This is a genomic window from Serratia sp. JSRIV001 (assembly GCF_019968745.1).
In the GTDB taxonomy this organism is placed as follows: domain Bacteria; phylum Pseudomonadota; class Gammaproteobacteria; order Enterobacterales; family Enterobacteriaceae; genus Chania; species Chania fonticola_B.
In genome coordinates this window covers 5,030,331-5,050,226 of record NZ_CP074147.1, presented here as the reverse complement: position 1 = coordinate 5,050,226, position 19,896 = coordinate 5,030,331, and the positions used below count along the sequence as shown (strand labels likewise).

The following is a 19,896-nucleotide window of genomic DNA, read 5'->3' as shown; positions in this document are numbered from 1 at the left end:
AAAATGGGAAATCTAACGGGTAAGAAAGTGTTTATTACCGGGGCCGAGCAGGGGATTGGCAAAGCTACCGCAGAGCAGTTGATTAACGCCGGGTGTGACATCTACATCCACTACTTCAGCGGCGAAGAGGGGCCAAAGGAACTGGCTGAATTAGCCCATTCACGCGGTCAACGCGCCGCCTATGGTTATGCAAATTTAACCGATACAGAAGATACGCAGCGATGCGTCGCTGCCGCCGCTGAGTTTCTGGGGGGGATAGACATACTGATCAATAACGTGGGTGGCATTATCGCCCGTAAATGGCTCGGTGAGATCGACCGTCAATTCTGGCAGACGGTGATAGATGTCAATATGACGACCATGTTGAACGTCACGCAAAGCGCGCTACCTTACTTAAAAAGCGCCAAGGACGGAGCCAGCATCGTCAATTTGGCCTCACTGGCTGGCCGTTCCGGCGGGCATTCTGGTTCACTGGTGTACTCCACTGCCAAAGGGGCGGTATTAACCTGGACCCGCTCCCTGGCGGCGGAACTGGGTGAACATGGCATCAGGGTCAACGCCGTAGCGCCGGGGCTTATTCTTGGCACTCGCTTCCATAACCTGCATACCAGCAAGGAATCTGCCGATGAAACCATCCACGGTATTCCCCTTGGCCGCGCGGGGAGCCCGGAGGACGTCGCTCGGGTGATTAAATTCCTCGCCTCGGAATATGACGGCTTCGTCTCTGGCGCCACCATCGATATTAACGGCGGTATTTACCGTATGTGAGTCAACCCAGCCGCTGATAAACCGCAACCGATTCACTACGTAGGGGCGCTGCATGCTGCGCCCACCTGTCTTCCCTACTGGAAAACACTATGATCAAAGCCGACATTATTCATCCGCAACTGTTGTGTGCACTGGCGCTGTGCGGGCATAAGACCCAGATCCTCATCGCCGATGGTAACTATTCGTTCGTCACCAACTCGTCGAAAGAGGCCACCATTGTCTATCTGAATCTGGCCCCCGGAATGATCGCCAGCAGCGTGATATTAGCAAAGGTGCTCAAGCACATTAATGTGGAACATGCCTCGATGATGGCCTGGCCGCAAGGTTTCACCAACACCATCGCTGCCGAATATCAGCAACTGCTGCCTGACGGTTGCCCCATCGATTATCTCAACCGCGAGGCCTTCTATCATGCGGCAAAATCACCGGAGACATTATTGGTTATCGCCAGCGGTGAGATGCGGCGCTTTGCCAACCTGCTGCTGACCGTGGCGCCGGTGTCGTTGGCTGATTGAATGCGGGTTATCTTTGCGGGAGGGGCCTCTGTTGGCTACTGACAGAAACTGTCAACAGTGCAGGCTACACTTGGTTTTTGCGGGTAGGAAAATCCTGAAAATTGCCCCTATTTCTGACAAGGACACTCCGATGATACGTGCTATTACCCTCCTGACTGAAAACTTTTCCGATTGGGAAACCGCTTTGATCAACTCGACGGGGCGTGGGTACTACGGTTTTGACTGCCGTTTTGCCACCCCTGGCGCAGCCCAGGTCACCTCTTCAGGTGGCATGCTGGTTTCCCCCCATCTGGCAATAGAAGCCATTCAGCCTGATGAAGTCGATCTGCTGATTGTCTGCGGGGGCACTATCTGGCAAACCGCACAGGCGCCGGATATTACCGCCTTGGTTGCTGCGGCTTATCAAAGTAAGGCCATCGTCGCGGGGATTTGCGATGGTACTCGCGTTTTAGCGCAGGCGGGTGTGCTTGATGCGGTCCGCCATACTTCCAATTCGGCAGAAAACCTGTTGAGCCTGAACTATGGCGGTGCGCAATACTATCAGGATGTGCCTTATGCCATCGCCGATCGGCGCGTTATCACGGCACCGGGTACCGCACCGGTCAGCTTTATGGCCGCAATCTTGCGTACTCTGGGTCTGGGGGATGAAAACCTCAATGCCTACCTTGCGATGCATGCTGCTGAGCACCGCAAGCCAGGCTAGTCCACTGTTATAAATAGCCGCCGAGAGCCACTTCACGTGGAGACAGGCTCTCTCTGGCCGAGGGTGTCTGGCTGTTTGTGCGCAGATAAGGCAGCATAAGGGCGGTCTTTTCTCTGCCGTCCCACTAGTTGTGCCGAAGAGATGAGGTTGGTTTCTGCCGGCAACGTTGATGGCAGCGGCAAGCGCGGTAGAGTGATTGACGACCGTTCGTTCAGATAGCGTCCTCCCCCCTGCAGTAGCCACTGATACAGTTCCTGATTGCATCTGAAATTGAGCTTGCGCATGGCGTTCTGCTTATGGGCATTGGCAGTTTTATTGCTGATTTGCAAATAGTTGCCGGTATCCTGCCCATTCATTCCCATGTGTATGCACCGCAAAACCTCCTCTTCCCGCGACGTTAACGGAGACATACATGTGCAATCGTAGCTGGACGCTGCTGGTGACCCAAAAGGCGGAAACAGTACGCTATCCAACCGCTCATATAATGAGGATATTGTCTGGTGCCGGTACAGCGCCCTGGTATGGCATTGTTCGCAATGCACCCTTGGTTTGAGCTGGTTTTTGTTGCGCCCCTGCTCGGTGATAAAGAATACCATCGGATGATTTTTCCGCTGATGTAAGCGGTAATGCCATGGGTAGCTAGTGACCAGATCGCCCAGGAAAATGATGTCGATATCGCTGCCAACCTGTGTTTCCTCAAGTAGACGGATGTCCAGCCGACGGGCCTGAAAATAGGTTTGCAGCCCCAAGCCCAGACCATGGGTAAAATAACGGTCAGCATCGATTATCATGATGGACAGAGGTTGTTTCATGGCATGAGTTCCTTTCAACCGGCGTGTCTGCCTTGCGTGAAACACCGTGGCAGACACGGGATAGATAAATGTCAGTAGAAAAAAATCAAACACAAGTCAGAAGGGGGAGGCGTATTTAGCCTTCCGCCGCAACGGGCCGCGCTTCCCTTTTTTCATGATGTTTAGGTGATGGCGAGGGTTCAGCAATATACCAGCGTAAACTGTTATTGACAGCGCCAGAGGTAACATAAGCTTTTTTGTTTTCAACTAATCGCAGCAGATAGTAACGAGCAAGGTATATTGTCGTCTCGGAGTATTCTGCGATTTCCCGTGTTTTGGGCCATTGAACCTGCGGGGGAACGCCTGTGTGATGAATGTCGCGCTTGCAAAGGGTTTGTAGGGCAATAAAAACATTATTTAACTGCTTTTCCCTTTCTTTATTGGTGCGATAAGACATGTCACTACCTCCTTTTAATGCGTCTTGATGGGTGCTATTCGAAATGGAATAATCCTATGCTGCTTGCTTTTGTTGCTAACTTTTCTAGGTGATCACAGGGGAATACTGTCAGAATCATAACCCCCATTTCTTCCTTATGAGGCGTCAGTTTACCATTCTAAGCTATCATGGACTATTGTTTCGTGAAAACCAAATTTACGATCAATGAGTTCGCAAATACCGCGTTTTGCAGCATAAAATACTAAGTAATTCGTTTTTGCGACCGTAGTCGTCGCAATAAGAATATTCTTGCATATAAATAAGGTTTTTATGGCGAAATTGCTCTATTTGGAAAACAACACTTTCAAAATTTAGAGGTATTTGCAATAATTTTTTGGCGACAGGAGATGAGGTTGTCCGATGGAGTGGTGTGAGAATTTTCCTATCATAAATACCCTGATCAATGATTAAATTGATGTGTGGCTGTTTTATAGTCGGAATTCTATCTATTCAAGGGTGTCGCATAAAGTTGTATTTTAATAATTCGCTTTATTCATCGGATGAAGCACCGGAAGAGGCTTGTCTTTTCTGGTGAACTGCCCCCTTCGCAAATAAAGGGGAAGGAAAGGGATGCCTTCTTTTATACCAAATGAAAGGATGCTGCCGGGTATATCAATTACCGCCAAATAAAACAGCGTTGTTCTGATAGGCACCGTTTTAATTGTGTCGGGTTAGGTATGTCTGGATTTCTCGTTAAATTAACGTTTTAAGGATAAAGAAAACATGAAACTGACTAACATTGCGCTGGCTACGGTTCTGTCTCTGGGTATGGTCTCTCTGGCAAATGCTGATGCGGGTTCGGGCAAGGTAAAATTCGAAGGTAAAATCATTGATGCACCTTGCTCTATCGCTCCAGAAAGTATTGACCAGACCAAGAGCTTTGGCCAAGTGGCTAATGTGGAGCTGGTGAATGGTGGTAAATCTACTAACGTGGTGAACTTTGATATCAAACTGCAAGGTTGCGATATCTCTAGCAAGAACAAAGTGCAGGTCACCTTCGCTGGTCCATATGGCGGCGCAACTGGCACCACCAACACCCTGCTGGCCATCACTGGCGCGGCAAAAGGTGCAAGCATCGCGATGTTTGATGGTTCTAACCAACCGATCACCCTGGGTACTGCGACTACCGTGCAGAACCTGATTGCGGGTAACAACACTCTGAGCTTCACCGCCTTCCTACAGGGGCATGCCGGTACTACGTTGACCGATATCGTAGAAGGTGACTTCACCTCTACCACCAACTTTACCATGGCATACAACTAATAGTGGATGTTACTGCATGCGGTTTCCGCATGCAGTTTTTGCTGTCCTTGTTCATTAAGGGAGCCAGGGATGTCGGTGAATAGTTTTACGGCTACCTCGTTATTTTTACTGGTGGGAGCTGTCACGGCGCTGCCGGTTTGGGGGGAGGGAAGCCAACTCAGCATGAACGGGGCGATAGTGGCTTCCGCCTGCGATATTGACACCACCAGCCGAGATCAGACCGTTGATATGGGCACGCTGCCCTTCGATAGGATTGTTAATGACAGTCAGGCATTGTCACGGCCATTCAGTATCAGGCTGGTGAACTGCACGCTTAAGCATAGCAACGATAACATTTTGGGCAAGCAGCACTTTCGCGTCACGTTTGACGGCCGCAATGAAGATGGGTACTTCGGCGTTGAGGGTGAGGCGCGCGGCGTAGCACTGGTGCTGAACGATGCGCTGGGGAATCAGGCGGTTCCAGGTAAGGAAATGCCGGCACAGACGCCGGTATTACAGGGTAAAGATATATTGCTGCACTACACCGCACGCATGGTAGCCAACAATCAGCCGTTACATACCGGCACCTATAGTGCACAAGTGCGATACCAGTTGGATTATCACTGAACAGCAGGCTGACATGATAATGGACGGTCAGCACGCCAAGACAGATTGACTTCCCCGGCAGGATATTTCCTTTAATAACAACCATAACGCCCGGGAAAGTTTTAACGCATAAAGGTCAATGGATGATGAGCACCCCACTTGTAGGAGTACAGGTTCCGCGCACCCGCTTGTTGCCGCTGTTGATTGCGCTGGCACTGGTGAATGGCCAGGTTTCTGCCGCTAAACCCATCGAATTCAATACCGACGTGCTCGATGTTCAGGAGCGCGGCAATATCGATTTGGGGCGTTTTTCCCGCAGTGGTTACGTGATGCCGGGTGAATACAGCCTGCTGATCAACGTCAACCAGCAGGAACTGCCGGAACAGACGATCCCATTTTATCCCACAGACAAAGATCCGAGCGTTACAGAAGCCTGTTTGTCCCCCACCTTAGTGGAACAAATGGGGCTGAAAGAGGAATTTACCCGCGATCTGGCCTGGTGGCACAACGGGCAATGCCTGGTGATCGGTAGCCTCAAGGGAATGACGGCGCGCCCCGAGTTGGGCAGCAACACGCTCTATCTCAGCATTCCACAGGCTTACCTGGAATACAGTTCTCCCGATTGGGATCCACCTGCACGCTGGGATAACGGTATTCCTGGGTTGCTGCTGGATTACAACCTCAACGCTCAGAGCCAACGTCAGGATCAAAACGATGGTGTCGAGAAAGGCTATAACCTGAGCGGCAACGGAGTGGTGGGCGCTAATGCAGGGAGCTGGCGGCTGCGTGCCAGTTGGCAGACACAGATTGACCATCAAACCGGCTCAGGGCAGTCCACCCAGCGCAACTTTGAGTGGACACAGTATACCGCTTACCGGGCGATCGCGCGGCTGCGGGCCAAATTGACGGTGGGTGAAGACTTCCTCAACTCCGACATTTTCGACAGCTTCCGTTACACCGGGCTAAGCCTGGTGAGCGACGACGCGATGCTGCCGCCGAACCTGCGCGGCTATGCGCCAGAGGTGAGTGGCGTGGCACGTACTAACGCCCGTGTGGTGGTCAGCCAGCAGGGGCGGGTGTTGTATGAATCCCTGGTGCCAGCCGGCCCGTTCCGTATTCAGGATTTGAGCAATGCGGTTTCGGGGCTGATGGACGTGCGGATCGAAGAGCAGGACGGCAGCGTGCAGACGTTCACTATCAGCACGGCGAGTATTCCTTATCTGACCAGACCAGGAATGGTGCGCTACAAGCTGGCAAGCGGGCGGCCAACAGACTGGCGGCACCGTACTCAAGGCCCGCTATTTGGTAGCGGTGAATTCTCGTGGGGCGTCAGCAATGGTTGGTCACTGTTCGGCGGTGGCGTGGTGGCCGGTGACGAGTACAACGCGTTGGCGGTGGGGATTGGCCGTGACCTGATGGCGTTTGGTGCTCTGTCGTTTGACGTGACCCAGTCACGGGCGAATTTGCCGCAAGGCGACACGCTAAGCGGGGGATCCTATCGTCTGCGCTACTCGAAGAACTTTGACCAGATTGGTGGCCAGGTGACCTTTGCCGGCTATCGCTTCTCGGAACGTAACTTTATGTCGATGGGGGAATTCCTGGAGGTACGTAACCTCGGAACCCGCAGCCAGAGCAGCAAAGAGATGTACACGGTGTCCTACAGCCAGCAATTCCGCGATATAGGGCTGACGGCCAACCTGAACTATGACCACCAGACCTATTGGGATCGGGACGCCAACGATCGTTATAGCCTGTCGCTGATGCGCTACATGGATATTGGCAGCTTCAAGAACCTCAGCCTGTCGATGACCGGCTACCGCAACCAGTACAACGGACAGAATGACGATGGGGTATTCCTGTCACTGTCGCTGCCATGGGGTAACAGCGGTTCGATGAGCTACAGCGGCACACTGGATCGCAATGACAACACCCACCGGGTCAGCTACTCCGATCGGGTCGGGGATCGTGGCAGCTATCAGGTGAGCACCGGCTTTACTCGCAAAGGGCCATTGGCCAGTGGTTTCTATAGCCACGAGGCGGATTGGGCGCAGATTAACGCCACCGCCAGTGCTCAATCCGGGAGCTACAGCACGGTGGGGTTGGCATTGCAGGGCGGGGTAACGGCGACGGCGGAAGGTGCAGCGATGCACCGGGTCGCTATTCCGGGCGGAACCCGTTTGCTGGTTGACACCGATGGTGTAGCCAATATCCCGATCCGTAACTACGGAGCCCCAGTGCGCACCAACCGCTACGGCAAAGCCGTGGTGGCTGACATGAACAGCTATTACCGCAATCGGGTGAATATCGATCTGGATAAGCTGCCGGATAACGCTGAAGCGATGAAGTCGGTGGTGCAGGCCACGCTGACGGAAGGCGCGATCGGCTATCGCCGGTTTGACGTGATAGCGGGTGAGAAGGCCATGGCGGTGATCCGTCTGGCAGACGGCACGATGCCGCCGTTCGGGGCGACGGTGCAGAACCTGAAAAAACGCGATGTGGGGATCGTCAGCGACGCCGGCAGCGTATACCTGAGTGGTATTGAGCGCGGTGAAACGATGACGGTTCACTGGGATGAACAGGCGCAGTGTGAACTGACATTACCGGCGGTATTGCCAGCGAACGGCATGGCTGAACTCTTGCTGCCTTGCCGGGCGATAACCGCGAAAAAAGACCCCACAGACCTGGCCGCAATACAGAAAAAGGCTGAGACAATACAATGAGATACGAAATGACGAAAACCAATACGGGGATGGCGCTGGTCGCCGCAACCTTACTGTGCGCGCTGACCACGCAGGCCCAGGCGGCGATCGCGCTAGATCGTACCCGGATCATCTTTCCTGGCGGCGATAAGTCGGTCAGCCTGAGCGTCAACAATGACAACCCGCAATTGCCCTATCTGGCGCAGGGCTGGATAGAGGATACCAAGGGCAACAAGGTAACCAGTCCGTTAACGGTACTGCCGCCGGTACAGCGCATCGAACCAGGTGCCAAGAGCCAGGTGAAGGTACAGGCCTTACCGGTATTGAGCCAACTGCCACAGGATCGGGAAACGTTGTTCTACTTCAACCTGCGTGAAATCCCGCCGAAGAGTGACAAGGCTAACACCTTGCAACTGGCGTTGCAGACGCGCATCAAACTGTTCTATCGGCCAAAAGCGCTGGTGAAAACGGTCACCGAGATGGCGACACCGTGGCAGGACCAGCTGACGTTGACCAAGCAGGGCGACAAGTATGTGGTGAACAACCCGACGCCGTACTACGTGACGCTGGTGGATGCGGGTAGCAGAAAAGGCGTCAGCGCCACGGGTTTTGAGCCGCTGATGCTGGAGCCGAAAAGCAGTGCTCCTTTAGGTATCAGCGCGTCGGTATTAGGAGGATCGCCAGTGCTGACCTACGTCAACGATTATGGCGGCCGCCCAGTGCTGACGTTCCGTTGCGGCGCATCGGACTGCCAGGTGGAACCGGCGAAGAAGAGTTAATTGAAACCGGTCGTGCCAGGTTACAGGGAGAGGGCGCGGGGTCAGGTCTGCAAGGAGAGAACGTATGCAACAATATTATCCTGTTCCTGGTAAGCATCGCCGGGGGAGCATGAGATCGAGGGCCTCAGGCTATTGTCTTGCCGGGGCGCTATTCAGTGTCGTGCTGACCAGCGTTCCGGTCAGCGCGATGCCAGTGAATATCAGGGGAACCGTTATACTGCCACCGCCCTGTACGATTAATAATAATCAAACCATTCGGGTGGACTTTGGCGATGAGGTGATGACTACTCGGATTGATGGCGTCAACTATAAGCAGACCATTGTCTATAGCCTGAATTGTGACATCCAGAAATCCAACGATCTGAAAATGAGCATTCAGGGCGGCACTGCGGGCTTTGGGACCGGATTTTTGAGCACCAATAAAAGCGATTTGGGTATCGCTTTGTACTATGGGACGCAACGGTTAAATATCAATACCTGGTTTAACTACACCTATCCCAATCAGCCGGTCCTGTATGCGGTGCCGGTCAAGCGTAGCGGGGCCACCTTGACGGGGGGCGAGTTTACCGCCTCCGCCACGTTATTAATTGATTACCAGTAAGGGAGCATAAGACATGCGAATTCTACTGTTATCCCTACTGGCTGCGGGTTTAAGTGGCCTTGTATCTACTGCATTTGCCGCAGGGGGCGATATGAAATTTCGAGGAACGCTGCTCGAGCCGCCCCCTTGTAGCATTAACAGCGGCAATAATATCATCGTTGATTTTGGCCTTAAGGTGGGTGTCAAAAAAGTGGATGGCGTTAACTATATGCAGAACATTAATTATGATCTGGTTTGTGAGCCAAATACCCATGGTTGGGCGTTGAAATTGAAGCTTACGGGGAACCCCATTTCTTTTGATAACGCCGCGGTGCAAACCAATATTAATGGGCTGGGGATTAAAATCCTGCGTGACGGTCAACCCTTTGTTCTTGGCAGTGAAATAACCATTACGCCGTCCAGTAGACCTCAGCTTAAAGCCGTGCCGGTACAGCAGGTCGGCATAGTTCTAACGGAAGGCGCGTTTGAAGCAACGGCAACGCTGCAGGCTGATTATCAATAACAGGGAGGTACTATCATGCGATTTTCGGCACTGTTAATATCCCTGTCTGTAGGGCTTGGCGGTTTATCCAGCGTATCCCAGGCGGTTGATAATGTACGCTTTAGAGGCGCTCTGGTGGCTGACCCTTGCACATTGCGAGTCACGGATGAAAATATCAATATCGATTTTGGCTCGATCGTTGAGAAATATCTTTATCTCAACACCCGCACGCTAGGGGTGCCATTGGTATTACATCTTGATGATTGCGATCTTAGCCTGGGGAATATGGTGAAGCTGACCTTTTCCGGTACGGAAAATAGCAGGCTGAACGGTCTGCTGGCGATATCCGGGGCGAGCCAGACCAGCGGTATTGGTATCGGTATTGAAACGCAACAGGGAAATAAGGTCGCGATCAATACCGGCAGCTATAACCAAGGGCTGATCTCGGGCAATAATACCATTAGCCTGCGGACCTATGTGCAGGGTGAACCCGATGCAATTAGCCAAAAACCATTAACCCTGGCGACTTTACCGCCAGCGCGACGTTTTTATTGGAATACGAGTAGCCCGTAATACGGCTTACCCTGAAATCGACGGCGTGGCTAATGAGTCCGCGGTAGATAAGGGATGATCACAGGGGTATTTATGCAAGCCATTAGAGTGATGCTTTTAGCCGTCATGTTGCTGACGGCCTATAACGCCAATAGCGCGATTTATTCTTATATTACCCGTAGTGAGGGCACGCCCGAGAATGCCAAATATTGGTGGACTATTGAATACTGGGATACCGTTGATGCGACACCAAATCCGTGTTACGGGTGGGGGCAATGTACGGTATTTATTGGCCACCGGCACAGTGATGCTGGAGAGGCTGGCCCTGGTGTTTCTGATGGTATGGAATATCTTGATGGCATCCAGACTTTGCGGACGGTAGGCGATGTGGGCGCGGCTTTTCAGCGTAAGTATTCGCTACCGCGCAGTGGAACCCAGAATCACGTTGGCCCAGCAGTGACGCAGGAATGCGTTGGGATGTACTTTAAAACGACCACCGGGACCACAGATGCAGGTGGCAGCAGAATGATGCCCAGTAGCTTATGCGGGATCGTACCACCGCCGGTGGGTAAATGTGAATTTACCGAAACCAGCATTGAACTGACCCATGGTCAGGTTCAACTTAGGGATATTGAAGGGCATCAGGCGCGGCAGACAGGTTATATCCGTTGCACGCTAACAATGGACGTGATGGTTTACCTTGCAGGGTCGGCCGGAAACGGTATGGTCAATCTCAGAAGCGACGGTAGCCTGCAAACCCGCTTGACCATAGGTGGGGTGAGTGGCTCTACCGGGGTCAGGATCCATGCTTTAGCAGCAACCAAGATGCCGCTGGAGTTTATGTCTACGCTGACTAAAGTGGGTACCGTTGAAGCCGGTGATTTCTTTGGTTCGGCCACCGCAATACTGACGATGCCTTAGTTACTGATATCGGGCGCGGCATGCGGCTGCTTCAACTGCATGTTGCGCTCAGCGAGCGGAAAAAGGCCAGTATCAGACGATGGCTACCATAAACAGCGATTTTCTTGAGTAAGTGATACTGGCAGGGATTAATTGGAGGTAAAGAGTGAACATACGTGTGTTTGCCCTGCCTTGGTCACCCAGATGGTGGATACAAAAAAGAATAAACTCATCATTATATATGAATGACGATGCGCAATCATATCCGCTTAGATGGATTAAACGAGTAAGCTCCTCCAGTTATGCGATAACTATAGGTTGTGATTTTTCATGTAAAATTTTCTCTGCTTGGTACGCCGTAAGTGTCTGTTTAATTCGTATTTTTACAATTTTTCGTAAGGTGTTATTTGTGTTGTTTTTTATTTATGGCAGTATAATATTTTGACGATTAAGGTGGGCTCTCATCCCTTCTGCTGAGTACTAGCATTCAGTAATCCGGATGAGTACATCAGGGCAATGGTTCGATTCACTGTTTGCATATGGTGGTATTTCACCGAAAAATAACTCTGTGACACACTATGTTTCTCACAGGCTTCTTGGCGGGACAGACCATTGACTAACACATCTTCAAGAGCGCTCCTCATATTCTCACTCCGTAGGGTGCAAATGGCTGCCAGAAGCAGAAAATACCTCTCCGCCACCTTCCCCGGGACCAGCGTGGTGGGGGATTTTCGGTTGTTTTTTAATGCGCGCATTTACCTGCCTTTAATAACTATGGAATACATATATTTATTAACTATCTGTCATGTTATGCGTACTAGCAACTGCTAGAGCAGTATTCTTTAACTCAAGGGGAGCATCATCTCTGTTCCTCAGACAACACAGTTGACGAGATATTTACTAATTATCCCCTCCATAAAGAGAGAGATCATTTACCAGTTCATCAATCGTTTCTTTCGCCTCTCCTACGGTCAGTTTTTTATGAGAGTTACTGATGGTTGCTGATTGGCTCCGGCGTATGGCCGTAATGAGCGGAATATGCGTTAGTGAATCTCTCACCTCAATTTCGAAATAGAATGTGACATCCAGTGTCCGGTAACCAGTAAGATACTGAGCTCCAGCTATTAGTACGGAGACTGGCATGATCTCCCACACATGCAACCCCTGTTTTTGCAAATCCACAGCCGTAATAGCTGGGCGAAGCGTTAAGGTTCGAGTGCCAGGTTTATCAACGACGGGAACGCTGCTCTTCAGTGTTTGACGGAGCTTGGTATTGGTATAATCTAGAATAGCCTGAAGTTTGTCTTTTTCTGCCTGCTCTAAAACAGGGATTTCTGGCCAGAAAATAACCGGGGTAATATAGATGGAATCGTAATCGCTCGTTTTAAAATTTGATGAGGTCCAACGAAGAACAGGAACACCAGATGCTGACCTTTCTGGTTTCATATGACTGTAATTATTAAGGAAGCCGGAATACCTTTGTGGCTCAGTGTATTTACCCGCGCATCCAGATAATGATACTGCCAAAATAAAGAAAAGAACAAGTTTAAGTGTATTTTTCATTACTTAGATGTCTACCTTGATGGTGATGTGACGGCCATAAAAATAATAAGTTTACTGCCATGCACAATGTTTTAAGAGTTATGTCGAATGTGTTTTAGTGATATAGTCATTATTTTATCTTTGACATTTAACCTGCCTCACGTCTTTTCTTACCATGAACGAGGTAAAATTCCAGAGCATGAAACATTTGTTTGCTATGGATAGCATAGTCATCTGCCAGTCAACGTAAATACCTGTCTAGGGATTATTGGAGAATTGGCTTCCATTCTCAATGAATTTTTCAATATCTTACAAAAACAGATATTTCATGTATCTTGCAGTTTCAATAATTTTCTAATGTGAAAATAGACTTGCATATGCTTTGTGAGTTGAAATTATTACATCTGAAATGAAACGTCAATCCATTACATTGAAATTTTTTCTATTAAATTAAAAAAACCAATCAAATACAGTGGGTTGCTATATATATTGTTTTATATATATATAAATACAAAAATAATCCCCCACACAGTTGGACTGAGTAATTCCAATGTTTTTTAACATTATACGGCTATGAAGGAGTGGGAAAGTTATTATCCTGATGGCCAACAGAATGGCTCACTGCGGCGATGTTGAAGATACATGATTTTTGCTCATTCAGCTTTGTCCGCAGGATTATCGCTAACTGCGTCCTTGACGGAATGCTGGGAGTTTAACCAAACTGCGATTGTTCTAGAGAAAGAGACGAACATCACGCGAGAGCATACTCTTTATAGAGAGAGCTTTCTTGCCTACTCTTCTTAGTGGTACTCAGCCTGATACACCCCGGTAAGAGGTAAATCGCCAAGCGATACCACCTTTCAACTGGTGTATAGATGCACGCCGCGAGGTATTAGTAATGGGCTAGGCGTGGCGGGAGATATCCGTTGTTGCCATTAATAGTACTTATCTGGAGCAAATGATACAGGCGGGAACAAATTAGATGAACAAAAAACAAACACATCTACGTTTGCCTCGGCCTGGACATTCTGATCAGGGGCCTAAAGCTTTTCACTGAGTCATCATTATTAAGAAAGAGTCTGAATTTTGTAAAGATATGGCATGATTTAATCTGTTCAATGTTACCGGTAAAGTCAATTTAATTGACATAATTCCCTATTGGATACTTTTCTGGTGTTTTTTTACCAAAAAAATAACCCTATGTATTTATTGTATTTTATGGTTTATTTATAATTCAATTTGATTGTAATTAATATTTTTAACTATATGACTTTCTGAATATTTACAATTAAATTGTAAAATCGAGATCTATGATGATTATCTGTAAGCAAGCTAACCTTTTTATTTGTCAATATTTCCATGCATCAATTAAATTAATCCACAGGATTAAAAAATATTGTTTTGGTGATTATTTACAGGGGGCTACTATTGCCCGTATCAAAAGTGGGGGGTTACATTCGGTGTCAGTGTGTATGGATAAGCCTATGCTATGGGTAGGGAAATAAATTTATAAATATTATTGTGCACTCAATAAATACGGTTACTGGCGTTGCGCTTGAATATTTGTGTCAGTCAAAATCAGGCTGTGATGTTTATGTCGAAAGAACATGCAATACCGAAGTTTTATTTGAAACACTATCTGCCACTCGACCGGAATTACTCATTATTGATGGTGCGCCGAGGTGTCATTTCAACCTTATTCGTCAGTTGCGTGCGAACTGGCCAGCATTGTTATTAATGGCGACGCAACACTATTTTTTATTTTCAGACAGAATGATGCAGGAGTATTTTGGGCGGCTACTTCTGAAGGAGTATGATGCCTTGCTGGCTGGTTTTCCCAATATATCTGCTATAGAGCACGTCGGCATAGAGTTTGCGGGGCCGGAATGGGCAGGGTGTCAGAGATCATCACTTGCAGAAATTCCGCCAGAGGTGGTTCTTATAGAGATTAATCAGTGGTTGCGTCAGCGACTTGCTGGTGTGGTTACCTCCCCAAAGGCGAGGGCTGTTGCGATAGACTTGCTGTCCCAAGGATACACGCCAGCAGAAGCTGGAATGTTGCTCGGACGAAGCCATCAAGTCATCTACCACCATCGCCAAGTGATAGAGAAAGCGCTGAGGCTGAAGAATCCGGCAATGGAGTTAATACCTTCGTTGACCTTCAGTGATGCCTGAAACATCACCATTTATCAACCGGAGGATTTTTTAATAATAAGTTTATAGTGCAGGTTGCTTTGTCGACAGTTAATAAAAATATAGGTGTTTAATAATTATTAAAGGCAGATAAATGTGTGCATTATACAATAACCACCAATTGCCCAGCACGTTGGTCCCGGGGAAGGTGGCGGAGAGGTATTTTCTGCTTCTGGCAGCCGTTTGCACTCTACGGGGGAAAAATATGCGAAACGCCCTTAAGGATGTGTTAGTCAATGGTCTGTCTCGCCAAGAAGCCTGTGAGAAACATAGTGTGTCACAGAGTTATTTTTCGGTGAAATACCACCATATGCAAACAGTGAATCGAACCATTGCCCTGATGTATACGCCCGAGTTTATGACTCAAGACGAATCGCAGGCAGAAAGCAAAGTATCTGAATAATAATACTGATATGAAAGCCAAAAATGCAATGAGTAGCGGTAATACGGTGATGTAGCTGTCAGCCTATAATTCGACCACTAGCAGTATTAACCCAGAAAACGTACCTGACAGCGCTGAATAGCTAAATACAAGGACCGAAAAACGAATATTAATCTCATAGCATTACTTTATCGGAGACGATGCTGGTGATTGGAAATGATCTCTCCAGCCCGCTCAAGATCAATCTTGGGCCGGGAAGCAATTATCCAGCTCTCTCCCAATCATCAGTTTTGCCACCGTATTGCTTCGACAGGATACCGTTGTGCGGCCACTTACCTGGAGAATATCGGGAAGCGGGCAGGTTGATATCTGGACCTGGACCTACGATAGCCCAACAAAAACTGGCGATACCCTGTTACTGGGGGATGTCATGATCACTATCGAGAATGAATTGGGAAATATCATCCCCTGGGGTCACCGGTCGCCATCAGGGGGACAAGTGTTGAACATACTTTGAGCCTGGATCCCAAAACTGACATGAAGGGTCCGCAGGGCTCCAATCTCAGTGTAACCCTGACAGTCAACTGACAGACTCCGATATATCAATATGCTGTCCTGTCCAGAGTTTGGAAATCCTTTCTAGCAGTAATGCATCTTGCCTTTAAGGCGCGATGACCTGCAGGGTTCTCCGTCCTTGATAAGGGCAGCGAATGATGTAAAGCCCATGATGAGCGAGCGAGAAATGAAAAATGTTGTTCTGCTGTGTGAATGCAGTTTTACCCGCACAGCGCTGGAGATGTTGTTGAAACCACAAGCCCAGATTTTCGGTACAGCTGACGTTGAGCAGTGCCGGTTGCATATGTCGCGTTCTTTGGACGGTGAGGTTGACCTGGTTATCTTGTCAGTCAGCAATTACAGGATTGATGCCCTGTTGCGTCTGGCAACCTTGATAGGTTGCTGCCACCCCTCTTGCCAGATACTGATGGACCTCGGTTCGGCCAGTATCCCGCTGCGGCATTTTTATCTCAACTTATTGAATAGCCATGTCGGGCTGATTGATTTAACCCAGACCGTACTGGCGTTACAGAGTTTCATTGGGCAGGTGATACGCGGCGAGAAGATGTTATCAACCAGAGAAATTATCTGTGGGGAACTGCTGAACTGGCGTGAGCGTAATGTTTTGCAGGGGTTGATGAAAGAACTCAGTGCGCAAGACATTGCTAAGACTTTGGCGCTGAACATCAAGACCATCAGTCATTACAAACGCTCTGGGTTAAGTAAGCTGGGCGCTCGTAATATTCAGGACCTGTTGATACCTGCAGTTGGCAGTTACCCAGACGTCAGTGCCACGATACAGTTACAGAATATTACTATGCTCTGACATATCAGAAGGCCGCCACAGGTTACTCGAGTAATAGTATCAATGAGTGTGTCTATCAGGACTAGGTGTTCCAACGGGTAGATGTGGCTGGTATCGACGATAAATCGGGCATACTCGGTACCAAGAGCGCTATATGCCCATTACGTCAGCTACTGCAAGGAAAGAGATCCTGGCCATCTACACCGCCCTGGCGAAGATAATGCCATTTCTGAACTTATTCGGCGGTGTATTCGCCTTCAGAACTTGCGTTAATTTGCAGCAGGGTACTAACTACTCACGGTTTACATCTTGCTCGATTTGTCGTCGAAGGGTCTCGAGTACGCTATCTAGTACATACTGAACACGCCATGGCTGGTACTCACGTTTACGAAAGATAGCTATCAGATCCAGCCTCCACTCATACTTGTGGTTAAAACAGGGGAGCAAAATTCCTTGTTGAACATATTTTTGAAGGTTCTCTTTATGGGCCAAAAATATTCCCAAATTATTTCGCGCAAGTTCAAGTGCAGTTTGTGAATTATCGCAGATATAATTCCCAGTAACTCTGAATTCACGAGGTTCATCAGACTCATGAGGATAAAAACGCCAGATATTGGCATCATCAATCATCATTGAGTCGATAAGAATGCAGGAGTGATTCTCCAGCTCTTCTGGGCTTTTTATTGGATGGCTGTTTAAATATTCCTGTGTTGCATATGCGGTGACGGCATATTTTGTTAAATAGCTAGCAACCAAATTTTCATCTTTTGGTAGCGTGTTTGTGATTAAAATATCGCAGTCGTCTGGAAACTCGGCACCTTCAAAGAACTCATGGCGATTAAGGTTGTAAGTCTTCAAGTGAATGTGAATATCACCAATATCCTTTATTTCATGAATAACGCTTTTGGAAAGGTAAGAAATAATCCCTATTGGTCCATAGATAGTCACTCGCCCACGTTTTTCATGCTTGTAATCAGAAATGAAATTAGCTAAATCTTCATGTTTTTCTAAGGACGCATTAATGAAAGGAACGAGGGCTTCGCCAAACTGAGTTAGAGCTAGATACCGGGTAGTACGCTCAAAGACTTTTAAACCAATACGGGTTTCGAAGTCAGAGAGGTGCTTGCTGACATTTGCTTGAGCGATCCCCAGCAATGTAGCTGTACCTCCAATACTACGAGTTTCGGCGATGACAGAAATGATTTTTAAATCTCTAAGCTTAAACTGTAGTTTTTTCATTACTTTCTGCCATTCTACAAGATTGAGCTTGATATTATGTAGCCATATGTACTTAACTGGCAAGTTGTAAATTACTTAACTTGTCTCGTGCTACGGGTAAAGTGATGGGGGGTATTTATCACATTTATCGTGTCTGGCTCCTAAAATAGTTGAGCAGCATGACGTTAGTTATAGGAAGGCATAAGGTGTTTCCTATAAATTTGATGTTGAGAAAAAACTCAATCTATGGAACCTTGCAGTGAATTAAAATTCATTACTAGGCAATGAGCCTGTTTTATTTTTTGATTCGGTTCTTCTGACACTGACCTGCTCCCCATTGATTAACATACCCCCGATGTTAGTAATATATTCATAAGCAACATGAGGACACTCCCATGAAGAAGCGTTTTTCCGACGAACAGATCATCAGTATTCTCCGCGAGACTGAAGCCGGGGTTTCGGCCCGTGTGCCTCTGCCGTAAGCACGTCATCTCCGACGCCGCCTACTACACATGGTGTAAAAAGTTTGGCGGTATGGAAGTGCCGGAAGTTAAGCATCTGAAGACTCTCTGGCGAAAGTACTGATGGTAGACCACAAGCTGGACGTTGTGTTAGTGATGTGTGACGCGACGGGCCTGTTGCAACGTCGAGGCTGATTTGTCGCTGTCAGCATGCCGTTATGAAGCATAGCGCCCGGCAGTTGATGCACGTTTATCCGGATACATCACTGAATTGGCATTTGAACGCAGACGTTTTGGCTACCGGTGCATATGGTCGCTTCTACGGCGTGAAGGGCTTCACGTTAATCACAAGCGGGTTAGCTGCCTACAGAGTATGTGGGTAAAGCGCAGACGACGCCGTACAGGACTGGCAACAGAGCGTTTGACGTTGCTACGCCCGGTGGCACCTAATCTGACTTGGTTAATGGACTTTGTCATGGATGCGCTTTCCAGTGGGCGCCGGATTAAGTGCTTGACCTGTGTGGATTATTTCACGAAGGAGTGCCAGACGATCAGCGTCGCTTTCGGGATTTCAGGCCTTCAGGTGACACGTATTCTGTATTGAAGGGCATCAGGCGCGGCAGACCGATTATATCCGTTGCACACAGACAATGGGCATTATGGTCTACGCTGCGGGAGCGGCATGCGGCTAAGGCTACTTCAACCTTTAATCCAAACATCAGGTTTTTCGCACCGTAAACTCCAGCGCCACACCAATGAGCGTCATGTTTTTTACCGACTGAGCTTCTGTGACCGGGATGAGGCTTCCCTGAAACTTAACCTTCTTCAGCGGTCCGTTGATCACCAGTTTGGCCCGCAGGTTGGGGAGGGACTGGGGGCAAATAGGGTAAATAACTCGCCCCTTGATGGCGACTGGGATCTTCCTCAGGTCAATGCGTTGCAAAACGCCGATCGAGCCATACAGCACCGCAAGCGGCGTTATGGAGACTAGTTGCAGCGGCGTCACACTAATAAAATCCAGCAATAACTCTGGCTTAAGATAATGCAGACCATCATGAGCTACGGTGACGCCAGTGATTTCTGGCATTGCGAGAGTCTTAGGCGAAGAGGATAAGTCTGTCATTGGGTCAGCCTTTGTCTGGAGTTGCCGCAGGAGTGTTAGTTTGCTCCCACTGAACATCCCCTCTACAAAACCTCCTTTTTCGTCTCTCAAGCAAGAGCGGGTGCCAGATAATTTGAAAAACGGGATTTAGCTCACTCTTATTCATCCACTAAAGGGGGTTTCTCCTAACCTCAAGTGCTTGGTTGGGGTCCGCATCATGTTGGCGTCAACGGTGCCAATAGCTGGCGCTATTAATAATCTGTCTGAATAACTCAATTTTCCAGCTATGTGACAATTGCTCATATTGTCTTAAATGTAGATAAGATATTTCTTGTCTTGTTGGGTAATAACTTAATTGCTCAGGATGCACACCAATAAATAATCTGTATGAATAACTCGGTTTTCCAGCTGCACGACAGAGAGTCATACTCTCTTAAATATAGCTAAGACACTTCTTGTTTTTTGTTAAGTAATAACTTAGTTGTTCGGAATTAGTACCAATAAA

The 19,896-nt window shown here is 48.5% G+C and carries 20 protein-coding genes and 1 pseudogene; 15 read left to right on the top strand and 6 right to left on the bottom strand.

The features are described from left to right. Positions 1-3: 3 nt before the first annotated feature. From KGP17_RS23410 to KGP17_RS23400, 3 genes are all read left to right on the top strand, one after another. Positions 4-768 (top strand): SDR family NAD(P)-dependent oxidoreductase, encoded by a 765-nt coding sequence (locus KGP17_RS23410; protein ID WP_024529116.1) that lies wholly within the window; start codon positions 4-6, stop codon positions 766-768. 89 nt (positions 769-857) lie between these two features. After that, positions 858-1,283, top strand: coding sequence for an RbsD/FucU family protein (locus tag KGP17_RS23405; protein WP_223498476.1), 426 nt, complete (start codon positions 858-860; stop codon positions 1,281-1,283). A gap of 130 nt (positions 1,284-1,413) precedes the next feature. Beyond that, complete coding sequence (locus KGP17_RS23400; RefSeq protein ID WP_223498475.1) at positions 1,414-1,986, top strand: DJ-1/PfpI family protein; 573 nt, start codon at positions 1,414-1,416, stop codon at positions 1,984-1,986. A gap of 32 nt (positions 1,987-2,018) precedes the next feature. Here the strand turns inward: KGP17_RS23400 and KGP17_RS23395 are convergent, their stop codons facing one another. Beyond that, positions 2,019-2,798 (bottom strand): helix-turn-helix transcriptional regulator, encoded by a 780-nt coding sequence (locus tag KGP17_RS23395; RefSeq protein WP_074031253.1) that lies wholly within the window; start codon positions 2,796-2,798, stop codon positions 2,019-2,021. A gap of 115 nt (positions 2,799-2,913) precedes the next feature. Then, positions 2,914-3,234, bottom strand: a complete 321-nt coding sequence (locus KGP17_RS23390) for a FaeA/PapI family transcriptional regulator (protein ID WP_223498474.1) — start codon at positions 3,232-3,234, stop codon at positions 2,914-2,916. Between the two features lie 762 nt (positions 3,235-3,996). On the opposite strand from KGP17_RS23390, the gene KGP17_RS23385 reads away from it, so the two are divergent. The 8 genes from KGP17_RS23385 to KGP17_RS23350 all read left to right on the top strand — a co-directional run bounded on the left by KGP17_RS23385 (position 3,997) and on the right by KGP17_RS23350 (position 11,154). Next, positions 3,997-4,536: a fimbrial protein gene (locus KGP17_RS23385; RefSeq protein WP_024529111.1), complete on the top strand. Its 540-nt coding sequence runs from the start codon at positions 3,997-3,999 to the stop codon at positions 4,534-4,536. Between the two features lie 69 nt (positions 4,537-4,605). Beyond that, positions 4,606-5,142, top strand: coding sequence for a fimbrial protein (locus KGP17_RS23380; protein ID WP_024529110.1), 537 nt, complete (start codon positions 4,606-4,608; stop codon positions 5,140-5,142). Positions 5,143-5,264: 122 nt separating this feature from the next. Further along, entirely contained in the window at positions 5,265-7,841 is a 2,577-nt protein-coding gene (locus KGP17_RS23375) for an outer membrane usher protein (RefSeq protein WP_371822072.1), read from the top strand. An 8-nt stretch (positions 7,842-7,849) separates the two neighbouring features. Continuing rightward, on the top strand, positions 7,850-8,599 hold the full coding sequence (locus tag KGP17_RS23370) for a fimbria/pilus periplasmic chaperone (RefSeq protein WP_223498473.1): 750 nt from the start codon (positions 7,850-7,852) through the stop codon (positions 8,597-8,599). Between the two features lie 64 nt (positions 8,600-8,663). Then, positions 8,664-9,200 carry a fimbrial protein gene (locus KGP17_RS23365; protein WP_223498472.1) on the top strand — a complete coding sequence of 179 codons (537 nt, stop codon included), beginning with the start codon at positions 8,664-8,666 and terminating at the stop codon, positions 9,198-9,200. A 13-nt stretch (positions 9,201-9,213) separates the two neighbouring features. Beyond that, positions 9,214-9,702, top strand: a complete 489-nt coding sequence (locus KGP17_RS23360; protein ID WP_024529106.1) for a fimbrial protein — start codon at positions 9,214-9,216, stop codon at positions 9,700-9,702. A gap of 15 nt (positions 9,703-9,717) precedes the next feature. Beyond that, entirely contained in the window at positions 9,718-10,254 is a 537-nt protein-coding gene (locus KGP17_RS23355) for a fimbrial protein (RefSeq protein WP_223498471.1), read from the top strand. 72 nt (positions 10,255-10,326) lie between these two features. After that, complete coding sequence (locus tag KGP17_RS23350) at positions 10,327-11,154, top strand: hypothetical protein (protein ID WP_223498470.1); 828 nt, start codon at positions 10,327-10,329, stop codon at positions 11,152-11,154. A 440-nt stretch (positions 11,155-11,594) separates the two neighbouring features. Here the strand turns inward: KGP17_RS23350 and KGP17_RS23345 are convergent, their stop codons facing one another. Next, a complete protein-coding gene (locus KGP17_RS23345; RefSeq protein ID WP_223498469.1) occupies positions 11,595-11,888 on the bottom strand; it encodes an adhesin biosynthesis transcription regulatory family protein in 294 nt (97 codons plus the stop codon). A gap of 145 nt (positions 11,889-12,033) precedes the next feature. Further along, complete coding sequence (locus KGP17_RS23340; protein WP_223498468.1) at positions 12,034-12,696, bottom strand: DUF3313 domain-containing protein; 663 nt, start codon at positions 12,694-12,696, stop codon at positions 12,034-12,036. A gap of 1,500 nt (positions 12,697-14,196) precedes the next feature. On the opposite strand from KGP17_RS23340, the gene KGP17_RS23335 reads away from it, so the two are divergent. The 3 genes from KGP17_RS23335 to KGP17_RS23325 all read left to right on the top strand — a co-directional run bounded on the left by KGP17_RS23335 (position 14,197) and on the right by KGP17_RS23325 (position 16,631). Beyond that, positions 14,197-14,850 (top strand): hypothetical protein, encoded by a 654-nt coding sequence (locus KGP17_RS23335; RefSeq protein ID WP_223498467.1) that lies wholly within the window; start codon positions 14,197-14,199, stop codon positions 14,848-14,850. 112 nt (positions 14,851-14,962) lie between these two features. After that, a complete protein-coding gene (locus tag KGP17_RS23330; RefSeq protein WP_223498466.1) occupies positions 14,963-15,271 on the top strand; it encodes an adhesin biosynthesis transcription regulatory family protein in 309 nt (102 codons plus the stop codon). A gap of 721 nt (positions 15,272-15,992) precedes the next feature. Further along, positions 15,993-16,631 (top strand): LuxR C-terminal-related transcriptional regulator, encoded by a 639-nt coding sequence (locus KGP17_RS23325; protein WP_223498465.1) that lies wholly within the window; start codon positions 15,993-15,995, stop codon positions 16,629-16,631. Positions 16,632-16,901: 270 nt separating this feature from the next. Here KGP17_RS23325 and KGP17_RS23320 read toward each other — a convergent pair whose 3' ends face one another. Further along, complete coding sequence (locus tag KGP17_RS23320; RefSeq protein WP_223498464.1) at positions 16,902-17,849, bottom strand: LysR family transcriptional regulator; 948 nt, start codon at positions 17,847-17,849, stop codon at positions 16,902-16,904. Between the two features lie 374 nt (positions 17,850-18,223). Between KGP17_RS23320 and KGP17_RS23315 the strand changes: the two are divergent. Next, positions 18,224-18,887: pseudogene (locus tag KGP17_RS23315) on the top strand (transposase); the annotation flags it as partial. 120 nt (positions 18,888-19,007) lie between these two features. Here the strand turns inward: KGP17_RS23315 and KGP17_RS23310 are convergent. Continuing rightward, positions 19,008-19,376 carry a dTDP-glucose pyrophosphorylase gene (locus KGP17_RS23310; protein ID WP_223498463.1) on the bottom strand — a complete coding sequence of 123 codons (369 nt, stop codon included), beginning with the start codon at positions 19,374-19,376 and terminating at the stop codon, positions 19,008-19,010. Between the last annotated feature and the right edge of the window lie 520 nt (positions 19,377-19,896).

Excerpts from the sequence above, each read along its gene's own strand:
- KGP17_RS23410 (WP_024529116.1), top strand. The coding sequence starts at position 4 with ATGGGAAATCTAACGGGTAAGAAAGTGTTTATTACCGGGGCCGAGCAG.
- KGP17_RS23405 (WP_223498476.1), top strand. The coding sequence starts at position 858 with ATGATCAAAGCCGACATTATTCATCCGCAACTGTTGTGTGCACTGGCG.
- KGP17_RS23400 (WP_223498475.1), top strand. The coding sequence starts at position 1,414 with ATGATACGTGCTATTACCCTCCTGACTGAAAACTTTTCCGATTGGGAA.
- KGP17_RS23395 (WP_074031253.1), bottom strand. The coding sequence starts at position 2,798 with ATGAAACAACCTCTGTCCATCATGATAATCGATGCTGACCGTTATTTT.
- KGP17_RS23390 (WP_223498474.1), bottom strand. The coding sequence starts at position 3,234 with ATGTCTTATCGCACCAATAAAGAAAGGGAAAAGCAGTTAAATAATGTT.
- KGP17_RS23385 (WP_024529111.1), top strand. The coding sequence starts at position 3,997 with ATGAAACTGACTAACATTGCGCTGGCTACGGTTCTGTCTCTGGGTATG.
- KGP17_RS23380 (WP_024529110.1), top strand. The coding sequence starts at position 4,606 with ATGTCGGTGAATAGTTTTACGGCTACCTCGTTATTTTTACTGGTGGGA.
- KGP17_RS23375 (WP_371822072.1), top strand. The coding sequence starts at position 5,265 with ATGATGAGCACCCCACTTGTAGGAGTACAGGTTCCGCGCACCCGCTTG.
- KGP17_RS23370 (WP_223498473.1), top strand. The coding sequence starts at position 7,850 with ATGACGAAAACCAATACGGGGATGGCGCTGGTCGCCGCAACCTTACTG.
- KGP17_RS23365 (WP_223498472.1), top strand. The coding sequence starts at position 8,664 with ATGCAACAATATTATCCTGTTCCTGGTAAGCATCGCCGGGGGAGCATG.
- KGP17_RS23360 (WP_024529106.1), top strand. The coding sequence starts at position 9,214 with ATGCGAATTCTACTGTTATCCCTACTGGCTGCGGGTTTAAGTGGCCTT.
- KGP17_RS23355 (WP_223498471.1), top strand. The coding sequence starts at position 9,718 with ATGCGATTTTCGGCACTGTTAATATCCCTGTCTGTAGGGCTTGGCGGT.
- KGP17_RS23350 (WP_223498470.1), top strand. The coding sequence starts at position 10,327 with ATGCAAGCCATTAGAGTGATGCTTTTAGCCGTCATGTTGCTGACGGCC.
- KGP17_RS23345 (WP_223498469.1), bottom strand. The coding sequence starts at position 11,888 with ATGCGCGCATTAAAAAACAACCGAAAATCCCCCACCACGCTGGTCCCG.
- KGP17_RS23340 (WP_223498468.1), bottom strand. The coding sequence starts at position 12,696 with ATGAAAAATACACTTAAACTTGTTCTTTTCTTTATTTTGGCAGTATCA.
- KGP17_RS23330 (WP_223498466.1), top strand. The coding sequence starts at position 14,963 with ATGTGTGCATTATACAATAACCACCAATTGCCCAGCACGTTGGTCCCG.
- KGP17_RS23325 (WP_223498465.1), top strand. The coding sequence starts at position 15,993 with ATGAAAAATGTTGTTCTGCTGTGTGAATGCAGTTTTACCCGCACAGCG.
- KGP17_RS23320 (WP_223498464.1), bottom strand. The coding sequence starts at position 17,849 with ATGAAAAAACTACAGTTTAAGCTTAGAGATTTAAAAATCATTTCTGTC.
- KGP17_RS23310 (WP_223498463.1), bottom strand. The coding sequence starts at position 19,376 with ATGCCAGAAATCACTGGCGTCACCGTAGCTCATGATGGTCTGCATTAT.